This is a genomic window from Candidatus Dependentiae bacterium, from assembly GCA_018266175.1.
Classification (GTDB): domain Bacteria; phylum Babelota; class Babeliae; order Babelales; family RVW-14; genus JAFEAY01.
The window spans coordinates 65,023-77,834 of the sequence record JAFEAY010000010.1 but is presented as its reverse complement, the minus strand read 5'-3'; the positions used below and the strand labels follow the sequence as shown (position 1 = coordinate 77,834).

At 41.9% G+C, this 12,812-nt stretch carries 10 protein-coding genes and 2 tRNA genes; 7 read left to right on the top strand and 5 right to left on the bottom strand.

Annotated elements, in window-relative coordinates:
- Positions 1 to 43 precede the first annotated feature (43 nt).
- The 5 genes from JST56_02785 to JST56_02765 form a co-directional block, all read right to left on the bottom strand.
- Positions 44 to 1,444: a hypothetical protein gene (locus tag JST56_02785; GenBank protein MBS1987895.1), complete on the bottom strand. Its 1,401-nt coding sequence runs from the start codon at positions 1,442 to 1,444 to the stop codon at positions 44 to 46.
- A 78-nt stretch (positions 1,445 to 1,522) separates the two neighbouring features.
- The gene (locus JST56_02780) at positions 1,523 to 1,756 is read right to left on the bottom strand and encodes a KH domain-containing protein (protein ID MBS1987894.1); all 234 of its coding nucleotides are present in this window, start codon (positions 1,754 to 1,756) and stop codon (positions 1,523 to 1,525) included.
- Between the two features lie 87 nt (positions 1,757 to 1,843).
- Positions 1,844 to 2,077: a 30S ribosomal protein S16 gene (gene rpsP / locus JST56_02775; protein MBS1987893.1), complete on the bottom strand. Its 234-nt coding sequence runs from the start codon at positions 2,075 to 2,077 to the stop codon at positions 1,844 to 1,846.
- 89 nt (positions 2,078 to 2,166) lie between these two features.
- Positions 2,167 to 3,498: a signal recognition particle protein gene (gene ffh, locus JST56_02770; protein ID MBS1987892.1), complete on the bottom strand. Its 1,332-nt coding sequence runs from the start codon at positions 3,496 to 3,498 to the stop codon at positions 2,167 to 2,169.
- A gap of 151 nt (positions 3,499 to 3,649) precedes the next feature.
- Positions 3,650 to 3,725, bottom strand: a tRNA-Phe gene (locus JST56_02765).
- Positions 3,726 to 3,978: 253 nt separating this feature from the next.
- Between JST56_02765 and JST56_02760 the strand changes: the two genes are divergently transcribed.
- The 7 genes from JST56_02760 (at position 3,979) to JST56_02730 (ending at position 12,795) form a co-directional block, all read left to right on the top strand.
- Complete coding sequence (locus JST56_02760) at positions 3,979 to 5,763, top strand: KUP/HAK/KT family potassium transporter (GenBank protein ID MBS1987891.1); 1,785 nt, start codon at positions 3,979 to 3,981, stop codon at positions 5,761 to 5,763.
- Positions 5,764 to 5,870: 107 nt separating this feature from the next.
- Positions 5,871 to 5,945: transfer RNA gene (locus JST56_02755), tRNA-Gly, on the top strand.
- Positions 5,946 to 6,385: 440 nt separating this feature from the next.
- On the top strand, positions 6,386 to 7,132 hold the full coding sequence (locus JST56_02750) for a Jag N-terminal domain-containing protein (GenBank protein MBS1987890.1): 747 nt from the start codon (positions 6,386 to 6,388) through the stop codon (positions 7,130 to 7,132).
- Positions 7,101 to 8,516 (top strand): tRNA uridine-5-carboxymethylaminomethyl(34) synthesis GTPase MnmE, encoded by a 1,416-nt coding sequence (gene mnmE, locus JST56_02745; protein MBS1987889.1) that lies wholly within the window; start codon positions 7,101 to 7,103, stop codon positions 8,514 to 8,516. The genes JST56_02750 and mnmE overlap by 32 nt, the downstream gene beginning before the upstream one ends.
- A gap of 40 nt (positions 8,517 to 8,556) precedes the next feature.
- Positions 8,557 to 9,666, top strand: a complete 1,110-nt coding sequence (locus tag JST56_02740) for a C39 family peptidase (GenBank protein MBS1987888.1) — start codon at positions 8,557 to 8,559, stop codon at positions 9,664 to 9,666.
- 138 nt (positions 9,667 to 9,804) lie between these two features.
- Entirely contained in the window at positions 9,805 to 10,146 is a 342-nt protein-coding gene (locus JST56_02735; GenBank protein MBS1987887.1) for a hypothetical protein, read from the top strand.
- A gap of 177 nt (positions 10,147 to 10,323) precedes the next feature.
- Positions 10,324 to 12,795, top strand: a complete 2,472-nt coding sequence (locus JST56_02730) for an AAA family ATPase (GenBank protein MBS1987886.1) — start codon at positions 10,324 to 10,326, stop codon at positions 12,793 to 12,795.
- Positions 12,796 to 12,812 lie beyond the last annotated feature (17 nt).

Sequence of the window (12,812 nt, the reverse complement as noted above, 5' to 3'; positions counted from 1 at the left end):
CAAGTATATAAGCTTTTTTCTCTTTGATCAACACCAAATTCCGTTAACTTACAGGGGCTTTCTTGCTTGAACCAAGACGGGGCGAAAGTCCAAGCCACCGGTCAAGGATTATGGATACTGCGGATCGTACCGATAAGTGGTTGTAATCGGTTAGCCCTTCAATTGGAGCAAGTACAAAATCACTTTTTTGAACAAGTTCATCACTGAGTCCTTGTCCTGTTCCAAACAAGAAAAGAACAGGTTTTTCTTGTGACCAGACAATTTTCTGGCTGAAATAATCGATGTGTTGTTTGTGTTCAACATTTCGAGCCGATGTGCACACAATCAGTGGTTCTTGCCCTTCTTCTCGGACAATCAGATCAATCATTTCCTGGTACGACAAAACGGGTCTTATACTTGAAATAGCCTGATGCCTGTTTTCATTGTATTTTGCACCGTCAGCAGAAAGCCAAAATTCCATAAATGTGGCAACAATTTTTTGTTGATCAAGTAATGGACTGACGATGAAGAAGTTTTTAATGCCGTACGATGCACAAGCGCGTGCGATGTCATGGATATCAATTGAAGGAATTGAAGTTTGTCCAACAGTTCCACCTTTAATGATTACCTGGGTATGCATTACTGCAACATAGTGCACAGGAATGAATTTTTTGGCAAGCGCAATGCTTGGAGGGTTTGGTTGGGCACGCACAAACCAATCAAAGCGATTGTGTACCGTTCGCTTGGCCGCAGCATCTTTTCGCCACGCGTCGATTGCTGCATGATTCCCTGATCGTAGGACATCAGGAATTTTCATGCCATTCCATTCCGCCGGTAATCCGTAGTGTGGGTGATCAAGAAATGCGCTTTCAAACGATTCTTGTTCAACCGATTCTTGGTTGCCAATAACACCAGGTAACAGCCTTAAAAGTCCTTCAAGAAATACTTGAGCAGGCAAGTCGCCACCCATCAAAACATAATCACCAATTGAGATGAGCGCATCGGCGTAGTGTCGCTCAACACGTTCATCGATTCCCTCGTAGCGGCCACAGACCAAGATAAGGTGATTTACGCTCATACCCTTCGATACATCCGTCTTCGCTAAAGCTTCGACGGGATACCCAGAGAGAGCGGGCTGATTAGATTGTGCAAAAAACTGCGCAGCATATTGTCGCAAAATTGGCTGTGTCAAAACAGTGCCATGAGGTGAGAAGAAAACTTTAAAGCCTTGTCCCCATCGTTGCTCAGCAAGTTCAATTGCTTTTTGAACAACCACAGGCTTCAAGATCATTCCAGCTCCAGGCCCACAAGTTGGCTCATCAATCCGTTCTTTTGGCTCGCATAGATCTGAAAATCTAATGAAATCAAATGAAACAAGCCCTTGTTGTACGGCCTTACCAATAATACTGAGTGCATTGATTGATTGGTGAAATTCGGGAAAGACAGAAATAATCGAAATTTTCATGGCAAAGCTATTTGGGTTAAAGTGCAAAAAGGCTGGCGGTAAAGCCAGCCTCCAGACCACTCATTTTACTGAGAAAGACTATTCTAAAATTTCAAGTACAACGCGTTTGTGTTCTTTAGACGCAGCTGCATGAACAAGTGTACGAATTGATCGAGCTGTTCTGCCTTCTTTTCCAATTACTTTTCCAAGATCTTCTGGGGCAACGCGCAGTTCAATAATAGTTGCCTGTTCGCCACTAATTTCTGAAACAGCTACGTTTTCCGGCTTATCAACAAGCTTCTTTACAATATGTTCAACTAATTCTTTTAGCATGCTTACTCTCCCAAGCAATAATCATCTCGTCAATTTTTGTGCATAAACGTTGAATCGAAAAATGAGAAATAAAGTATCTCTTACAGCTTATGTGCTGCGTTTAATAAGCTTAAGAACTGCTGGTGTGCAAACAGCACCCTGGGCAACCCATGCTTCGAGCTTGTCAGTGTGAAATTGTACAAGCTCATGCTTAATAGGGTCATAGGTTCCTAGATTTTCAAGGAACGCACCATCCCGTTTGCGACGTGCATCAACTGCAACAATACGCCAGTAGGGGCGGTTTGTTTTACCAATACGACTTAGACGAATCTTAACTGCCATTGAGAATATCCTTTCAAAAACTACAAAAAACTGCGTCAATCGCGATTAATTCGATTTTCAGAGTAAGTCTGTTCGTCTTAAAACTACGTTTACTTAAAAAACCGTTTAAATTTACCAGGTTTCTTAAACATTTTAACAAATTGCTTACTTTGTTCAAATCTTTGTAACAACTGATTTATATCTTGCACAGTTGTACCAGACCCGGAAGCTACACGCTTCTTCCTGGACCCATCAAGCAGGTGAGGAAACATACGTTCTTTTGAGGTCATAGAACTAATAATAGCATTAAATCTTTTAATGTCATGCTGACCTCGCTCTAAATCTTCAGATGATAGGGTGTTCATACCTGGCAGGTACCGAACAATCTTTTGTAAAGACCCTAATTTATCAATGAGGGTGAGTTGGCTTGCAAAGTCTTGCAGGCTAAAGTTCCCATCAATCATTTTCTTGGTTATTTCTTCTTGCTCATCCTGACTGATATTTTCATGAGCTTTTTCAATAAGTGTCATAATATCACCCATCCCAAGGATGCGTGAGGTCATACGTTCAGGAATAAAGCTTTCAAGGTCTTCAGGTTTTTCGCCTGCTCCAACAAAAGAGATAGGCTTTTTAAGAGCAAATTTAAAGGCGAATGCCGCGCCGCCACGGGTATCACTGTCCATTTTAGTTAAAATAGCAGAATTAAACCCAACCGCCTGCTCAAAGGCCTGAGCCACACGGAGGGATTCTTGTCCCGTCATTGAGTCTAAGACTAAAAATTTATATTTAGGAGCTATTTTCGTATTAATTTGTACAAGCTCTTGCATCATTTGGTCATCGATATGAAGTCTGCCTGCAGTATCCAAAAGCAAGTGTTCATAGTGCTGAGCTTTAAAATGCTGTGCAATTTCAACTGCTGCTGCAACAGGGTCTGTGCTCTGAGCCCGATAAAAATCAACACCAACTTGTTTTGCAAGAATGCTGAGCTGCTCAACCGCTGCTGGTCGATAAAAGTCGACAGAGGCAACTAAAATACGGCGTGTTTTGCCACGAATTTTAGCTTGTTGGAGTATCCAATGAGCAAGTTTTGCAATCGTTGTTGTTTTACCAGACCCTTGTAGCCCCATAACTAAAACGACCGATGGAATTGGTAGATTTACTTGAGCAAGGACATTTTTCCCGCCCAAAAAATCGAGCAATTTTTCATGAACAATTTTAATAAGATGTTGACCGGGATTCAAGGAAGATTGAATTTTTTGTCCAAGCACATCGTTTTTGATCTGTTCAAGAAAGGCGGTAGTAATTTCAAGTGGCACGTCAGCTTCAAGGAGTGCTTCGCGAACTTGATCTAAAGCCTGCTGAATATTCTCTTCAGAAAGGCGACCACGATCTTTGAGCCAGCCAAGAACGCCGGAAAACTTTTTAGACAAAAAATCAAACATACAGATACCTATAATTTTTATTGATAGAGTGCATCGTGAAACTTGTATCAATTGTTAGACTCTAGCATAAAATAAGCGATAGGACAAATTAAAAAGCCAGCGTGATATCGATAATATTGAGAAAAAATAAAGTAAAAAAAGTGAAGAATTATGGTGCCGAGAGCCGGAGTTGAACCGGCGACACAAAGATTTTCAGTCTTCTGCTCTACCACCTGAGCTACCTCGGCACAAATTCAAAGAGATGATCTATGTGCAGTATCGTACCTGTTCATCGACATAATGTCAACCCAAAAATTGTTAATATAATTCAAGTGGTGTGAATTATATGACAACTCATGGAAGGTTGTGCTATCCTACTCCTTACATCTGGGGATTGTAAACAACTGATGCAGAGATCTTATTGGATTTGTTGTAGGATTTTTTATGTATCATTGGCTTTTATCATTTACGCATATTGAGCAATTTAAACCATTTAAAGAGATGGTTAAATCATTGGGAGTGGTGTTTGGGGATATTGGAACGAGTCCCATTTACACACTTTCGGTCGCATTCCTTTTAATTATGCCTTCGGTAGAAAATGTTATCGGAGTTCTTTCGCTGATAATTTGGACATTGGTGGTTTTGGTTGGCGTTGAATACGCATGGCTTGCCATGAGTCTGGGTAAAAAGGGCGAGGGTGGAACGATTGTTTTAAAAGAAATTTTAGTTCCTTTGCTTAAATCACAAAGACAGGTGATGGTTGCTACCTTCTTATCATTTATAGGAATTTCTCTTTTAATGGGAGACGGTATGCTGACTCCAGCAATGAGCATTTTGAGTGCCGTTGAAGGAATTCTGCTGATCCCGGGTTTGCCCCCAATAAATCATTATATTTTGATAGGCTTTGCAAGCCTGATTGCTATCATGTTGTTCACGCTTCAAAAACGTGGTGTTGAGCGTGTTGCAACAGCCTTTGGCCCAATTATGGTCGTTTGGTTTGTAGTGCTTGCGATATCAGGGTTCATAGGTATTTTTCAGGCGCCTTTCGTTTTGAAAGCAATTAACCCTTGGTTTGCTCTTAATTTTATATATCGCAATGGATTTACCGGATTTTTTGTTCTCTCAGAAGTTATTTTATGCGCAACAGGTGGCGAAGCGCTTTATGCAGACATGGGTCATTTGGGACGAAAGCCAATTCTACATGGATGGTATTTTGTCTTCTGCGTGCTTGTTTTGACCTACTTAGGGCAGGGTGCATTTTTAATTTTATATCCTGCAACAAAGTATGTTTTATATGAAATGATCTTGCATCAGTGGGGTTTGTTGTACATACCATTCCTGATTTTAAGCTTATTGGCGTCAGTTATTGGTTCGCAAGCTATGATTAGCGGCATTTTTTCTATTGTCTATCAAGGCATTATGACCAACATGCTTCCTATGTTTCACGTTGAATACACCTCCAGCAAGCTGCGTTCGCAGATTTATGTTGGATTTGTAAACTGGTTTTTGCTTATCAGTGTGCTGATGATTATTTTTCATTTTCAAGAGTCGCATAGTTTAGCCAGCGCTTATGGCTTTGCAGTAACAGGAACTATGACGCTTACCGCGGTTATGATGACTTGGATTTTTTATCTCAGGCGTTGCTATGCAAAAATGGCGATTGCAATTGGTGTTATGTTGGTTGCGTTTCTCTTCTTGGTTTCAGGAAGTTGTAAGCTGCAGTCTGGTGCTTGCTGGTCTATAGCCATAGCGCTTATTCCGCTCAGTACGCTCATTATTTATACTTTTGGTCAAAAGCGTTTGATTAAGGCAATTCATCCAATGTCCCTCAATGATTTTCTTGAGCAGTATGTTCCTGTGTACAATCTGACAAATAAAATAAAAGGCACGGCGCTTTTCTTTGTGCGTGACATCGATAATGTCCAGCCCTACATTACTCAGACGATCTTTAAAAATAATATTATTTATGAAGATAACATCATGATCTCTGTGGTTACACGGGATGATCCATTTGGTGTTATTGGCTTTTTTAAAGGCAACCTTGCAGATGGACTGCGCATTTTCGAGATTCATATGGGATATATGGAAGTGCTTGATATTGATAAAATCTTGCACAATGCCGGCATAGAAGCCAAAGTAATTTTTTATGGCTTGGAAGAAATTGTGACACGCAATATCTTCTGGAAGGTTTTTGCGAGCATTAAAAAGCTTGTTCCATCATTTGTTCAATTTTACAAATTGCCACCCGATAAGCTGCATGGCGTTGTGACCATGGTTCAGATGTAGCTTGCAAAGCTGGAAGCCAAGGGTTGTGTTTGTAAAAATATTCAAAGCGATACATGTTGACATTTGTCTCAAATACGTTTACATTTTAGTCGTTCTTTTCAATTAATGCGGGAATAGCTCAGTGGTAGAGCATTGCCTTGCCAAGGCAAGGGTCGCGGGTTCGAATCCCGTTTCCCGCTCCATCCGCCGTCGCCTTTCAGGCTATGGCGGGATGCCACGCCGAAGTTAATTCAAATGTCACAGCTTTTTAGCGATGGCAGTTAACGTAGGCGGGCAAACTTCGTTTATCCATGCCTTCAGGCTTGGAAAGCTATAGCTAGCAAAACGGTCGACCCAAAAATGTAGGCTGTTTGTCATAGCGCTTATCAGCGAAGAGGGAAGCGTCCCATCCTTAAAATTACAGACTTTTAAAGGTTAAAATTACAATCCGATTGCACAGGAAGTAATTTTCTGTTAGATTTTTGCTGAAAGCATAAGCTTCAGTGAATTCGGCAATTTTCCATATCGAGCGTGGTGTATGGGGTGGGTGACACGGCGTTTCCTTAAAATTTCGGAGTTTTAGAGCTATTATTTCTCAATATTTGTCATGTATTCTCGGCTTTCCATTGAAAGGTTTTCTTACATGAAATCAATGCTGCATGAAGCATCATCCGTCGCAAAAGCAATCGAAAAAGCGTGGGTAGAGTCGGGTAAACCTGAAGAGTTTACAATTAATATTTTAGAACTGGGAGCAAAAAACTTTTTTGGTTTTACCAAACGCCCAGCTATTGTATCAATTTCCTATGATCCCAAAAAGCTGAATGAGCGGCAAGAGCGTGAGCAGCGTAAGGTTGCTCAACAAAAACGAAACGAACGTTCAGACGATCGCAGGCAAAATCGTCAGTATCCTGATTCAAATGCTACCGCCTCCAAAGATTCTAGGTCGCAAGCTAAAAATCAGCGTTCGGCACAACAGCCAGCACGAGTTGTTCAAAGAGATGGCGAAAGAGGTGCAAATCAGCTTGCTCAGCGTCAAGAACGCGCGCACGTTGATGCTATCAATGCTCGTCATGATCGAGGAACAGTGCAGGGCGATTTTTGGACACAAGAACTTGTTGATCAGATCACACCCTGGTTGAATGAGCTTTGCACGTTGATGGAAGTTTCAACTAATTTTGCAACAAAAATTGATAAGAAAATTCTTTACATCGGCTTTCAAGAGCGTGTATTTAAGCTTGAAGATGAGCGTGCTATCAGCATGAGTCTTGCTTACTTGCTTATGCAGTTCTTAAAAAAGACGCACAAAAAGAAATTTCACAACTATCACATTGTTATTTCGTTCAAAGGTCTTGGGGCACATGATAAGCGTTCATCCGACACTTCAGAGTGATGAACACGATGTCATTGTAGCGCAATGCAGTCCGCAAGGAAATGGTGCAATTGCCCTACTCAGACTCTCTGGTGATCATGCACTCGCTGTTGCTGCTCAAATAGCTCAGCTTTCATCTGGTCAATCATTGAATAATGTTTCAAGTCATACTATTCATCATGGGCATGTTGTTGATCCTCAGGATACTGCATGTCCCATTGATGAAGTCTTGTTTTTTGTGATGCACGCACCAAGAACATTCACTGGGCAACATACCGTTGAAATAAGTTGCCACAATAACCAATTTATTATTCAACAAATTATTGATGTTGCTATCAAAGCAGGCGCTCGCCATGCGCAACGAGGTGAATTTACCAAGCGAGCATTTCTCAATGGTAAGCTTGATCTTGTTCAGGCTGAGGCTATTAACGATGTCATTCATGCTCAAACTGAGCTTGCGTTACGCAAGTCGATGGCGCAACTTCAGGGCAGTTTGTCTTCATTTTTACAAGGCATTCAAACTGAATTTGTTGCAGTACTTGGACTTGTTGAAGCCAGCTTTGAGTTTCTTGACGAAGAGCAGCGAGACTTTGATTTCGATCAGCTTATTATAGAAAAACTTATTCAGTTGCGTAGTGATGTGCGCAGTGCGCAAGAAAATTTTAATCAGCAGCAGCAAATAAAGCAGGGGATACGTGTAGCCCTTGTTGGAAGTGTTAACGTTGGTAAATCAACACTTTTTAATGCGTTGATACGCAAGGACCGAGCAATTGTTTCTGATATTGCAGGGACAACGCGCGATAGCATTGAAACAACAATTTATCGCCAAGGAAACTTTGTATTGTTCATTGATACTGCCGGACTACGATCAACCAGCGATGTCATCGAGAAGCAGGGTATTGAGCGTTCTTGGCACGAAGCACGTTCGGCAGACGTTGTCTTGCTCGTGATTGATGCAGCCGACCAGCATCTTGATGCTCAGTATCATGAGGTACTTCAGGAATATGCTGACAAGGTAATTATTGTTGTGAACAAAGTTGATGCTCAGCCTGTTAATTTTGCTTTAAAACAAATTCTGGATTCTCAAAGTCATAAAACGGTATATACTTCGGCTAAGGAGCGCTTAGGAATCGAAGCGCTTGAAGTGATGATAGAAGAGAAAATTCAATATATCTTTGCACAATGCTCGTCCCCCTATCTTCTAAACCATCGACAATGTCAGCTCCTTGCTCAAATCGAAGCAAGATTGGATTTTATTGTTAATGGCTTTGCTGATGGAGTACACTACGAATTGGTAGCGTATCAACTCAAAGAGATTCTTGAAAAAACAGCAGAACTCACCGGTCGCAATGTAACCGAGGCGATGCTTGATCATGTCTTTAGCTCTTTTTGTGTTGGTAAGTGAAGGAACCGTATCATAAAGGGGGAAGTTGGGGAGCAGGGCAGTGAAAACAGTCTGGAATACTATGCCTTATTGGTTACGTCTTATCTGCTGGAACATGGTGCTATGCATCGTTACTCTTTCATCTGCACATGCGGTTGTACAACCACCCCTTTCATGCAACTTTTCAAAAACATTTTCAAAATTTTTTAATGACCCTCTTCCTCAAACAGCTGGCCAAGGCGCCGATGTTAAAATTTGGGAGCGCACTGATACCGGACCATTTAATGAGCTTATTCTGTCATGGAATGCCTATCGGCCCAAGCGTGGTAAAATGACCATATGGGTGAGTGTTAAGCATAGCGATTGGTCGCGTTGGCATCGTCTTGCTCAGTGGTCGCCCGATCATCAACAAACATTTGTTAATAAGTTAGATCGATTTGTTCATACCAAGCATGTACTTGTTGAAATGCAGCGCAATGTTCTTGCGCGTGGCTTTCGTGTTAAAGTAACGTTTGAAGGTGGTGCAGACCATCACAGTCTCAAGGCGCTTTTTGCCTGTGCATCGAACATGAAGTTGTTTAATCTTGCACGGCCTTCTGTGAATAATCCAACTGTTTTGGTCAGCGGTGTTCCTAAGCAATCGCAAATGGTGCTCAAGCACCCACGTTTTGCAGATCTTTGTTCCCCTACCGCAACCAGCTTAATTGTTAATTACTTCATGAAAAAAGAGCCCGGCGCTCAAGTAAATACCAATCTTCACGATTATGTCATTGACTTTGCCGATAAAGTTTTGGACAAGGGATATCTGGATATTTATGGTAACTGGCTGCTCAACGTTGCGCATGCGTATCATGCAAGCAAGGGGAATGTTTTTTTCCGTGTCGAGCGCCTGAACAGTTTTAACGATTTGTATCAATATCTTCAGCGTAAAGTTCCCGTTGCAGTCAGTGTACGGAGTTTGCGTGGTGGTGCAACGCCCTATCGTAATGGCCATTTCATGGTTGTTGTTGGATGGAACAGAGCAACGCGGTCGGTGATTTGCATCGATCCTGCATTTCCTCGTACCATGAACACACTCAAGTCCTACAAAATTTGGGACTTTCTTAAAGCCTGGGCGCGCTCGCGCAACTTGAGCTACATTCCTCTACCAAAGCTCAGCGTTTTGAGTTAATTCAAACTTCGCAGCTTACTCAGAGTTGGTTTTATAACGACAATTTTTTTGATTTATTGAAAGCCTAGGGCTCTCTTGAATACCATGAATTGTGTTTCGATGTTTATAATAAATTATGTAACGGGTGAGGGATTTGTGATGATGCAAAGAATGATCAAATGCTTGGGGCTTAGAGTTGCTCTTCTTGTAGCGATTGCGGGAGCAAGCTGTTTTGTTGCACAGGAAAGTGTTTATGCTGCTGAGAAAAAATCAAAACATCAGCAAAAAAAAGAAAGAAAGAATAGGAATAAGAAAAAGAGAAATAAAGGCACTAAGAATACTAACAAATCTGCAGCTGAAGCAGCAAAAGTAACTCAACCAAGCGTATTACAAACAACAATCGCTGATTTAGAAACAAAGCTCACTGAACTGAAGTCAAAGCTTGGATCACTTGCAGGACAGCTAACGCATCTCAAGACTGAGTTGGGCAAGCAGCCATAATTTCTCCATACATTTTCACGCACTTGAATTGAGTTAATTTTGCGGCATAATAGTTGAACATCAGTTTATTGCTGTGATGTTCAGGAGATATTTATGAACCAAGAACAATTAACCAATGCAAGTGCGGAACTTTTTCAAAAAGCGGTTTCCTGTGCGCAAGAGCATAGCCATGCTGTCTTGCAGCCGCTTCATCTGCTTGCCGTTGCAACAGACGACCAATTATTTCAATCATGCTTTAAGTCTTTAAAAGTCGATATAAAATCGCTTGATGCGCTGACGCTCAACGAGCTCAATCGGTTGCCCAAGGTAACCGGTGCTCAAGTCGGCATCGACCACAACTTCAGTACATTTTTTAGTGAGTGCCAAGCGCTTGCAAAAGAGCTCGGTGACCAGTACATCAGTATTGACCTTTTGCTGCTGGGCTTATCAAAAACAAAAACGCTTCCATCAAGCATTACCACTTTCTTTTCCCAAAATTTAAATTATCACAATGTTTTACCGTGGGTTCAATCGTTACGAAAGGGGGAAACCGTGAAAGACCAAAACGCTGAAAATAACTACCAAGTTCTAGAAAAATATTGCCAAGATCTCACCGCCCGTGCCAAGCAGGGCAAGCTTGACCCTGTCATTGGCCGTAATGATGAAATCCGTCATGTGCTTCAAATTTTATCACGCCGTACCAAAAATAATCCTGTGCTGGTGGGTGACCCCGGTGTCGGAAAAACAGCAATTGTTGAGGGCATTGCCCAGCGCATTGTTGACAACGATGTGCCAGAAAGTTTGCGCAACCGCCGCATCTTATCGCTGGACATGGGCTCACTCATTGCAGGAACAAAATACCGAGGCGAGTTTGAAGAGCGGCTCAAGGCAATTTTAAATGCCATCGAAAAAGAGCATGAGGCAATAATTTTATTTATTGATGAGCTTCATATGCTTGTAGGTGCTGGTGCAACCGGAGGAGGCATGGATGCCTCCAACTTGCTCAAGCCGGCACTTGCACGTGGAATCTTGCATTGCGTTGGTGCAACAACCGTCATGGAATACAAAAAATATATTGAAAAAGATGCAGCACTTGAGCGTCGCTTCCAAAAAGTTCTGGTTGAAGAGCCAACGCTTGACGATGCAATTTCAATTTTGCGCGGCCTGAAAGAGCGCTACGAGTTGCATCATGGCATTCGCATCAAAGATCAAGCTTTAGTCAAAGCGGTCAAGCTTTCTGCCCGCCTGATCCCCGATCGTTTTTTACCCGACAAAGCAATTGATTTAATTGACGAAGCGGCTTCGCAAGTAAAAATGGCCATCGATTCAAAGCCTGAAACACTCGATAAACTTGAGCGTAAGCTGCGTCAGCTTGAGATCGAAAAAATTGCGCTGGGCAAAGAAAAAGATGATCTTTCAAAAAAACGATTACACGATCTTGAAAAAGAGTTGAGTAATTTTAAAGAAGAAGAGCGTGCACTGCTTGACCAATGGAAGTCTGAGCGTAAGCCGCTTGAATCAATTCAAAAAATTAAAGAACAAATCGAACAAGCAAATATCGACTTTGCCCGAGCCGAGCGTGAAGGTGACTTGAGCAAAGCTTCAATGCTCAAATACGGCAAGCTTGTTGAGCTTGAAAAGAAATTGAACGATGAGCTGGAAAAACTAAAATCGCTCACAACGCATCTGATCAAAGAAGAGGTTGATGAAGATGATATTGCCGCAGTACTTTCGCGCTGGATCAAAGTTCCGGTTGAAAAGCTCAAAGCTGATGAAGGACATAAGCTTTTGAATATGGAGACCGAGCTGCATACGCGTGTGGTTGGGCAAGACGAAGCAATTACCAAAATTGCCAATACCATTCGTGTGCATCGTGCCGGGATTGGTGACCAAAACAAACCGATCGGTTCGTTTCTTTTCTTAGGGCCAACTGGTGTCGGAAAAACCGAAGTGGCAAAAACGCTTGCCGATTATCTGTTTGATGACGAGCATAAAATGATCCGCATCGACATGTCTGAGTACATGGAAAAACATGCCGTTGCACGCCTTGTCGGAGCACCTCCAGGATATGTTGGGTACGAAGAAGGTGGTCAGTTGACCGAACAGGTGCGCAAGCATCCTTACAGTGTTTTACTGTTTGATGAAATTGAAAAAGCGCATCCCGATGTTTTCAACATGTTCTTACAAATTCTTGATGAAGGTCATTTAACCGATTCGCAAGGTCGTACTGTTTCATTCAAAAATTGCATTGTTATTATGACTTCAAACATCGGTAGTTCACTTATTTTGCAGGCAGGAGAGATCACGCCCAAAGTGCGTACTGAAATTGAGAAATTGCTCCTGACAACCTTTAGGCCTGAATTTTTGAATCGTATTGATGAGACCGTTTTCTTTAAATCATTATCGTTGAACGACATCAAAACGATTGTACGCATTCAACTTGATGTGGTACAAAGTCGGGTCAAAGATCAAGGCATTCAGCTGACGTTTTCAGAGGCTGCGCTCGCCTACTTGGCTGAGCAGGGGTATGTACCCGAGTTTGGTGCTCGCCCGCTCAAGCGAGCAGTTCAGCAGCTCGTGGTAAGCCCATTGGCCGTTGAGATGTTAAAAAATCCTGATAAAAAAATGTTTATAATTGATCAACAAAATAATAAAATTGTTATGAGCTAGCGCTTTATTTTTAAAAA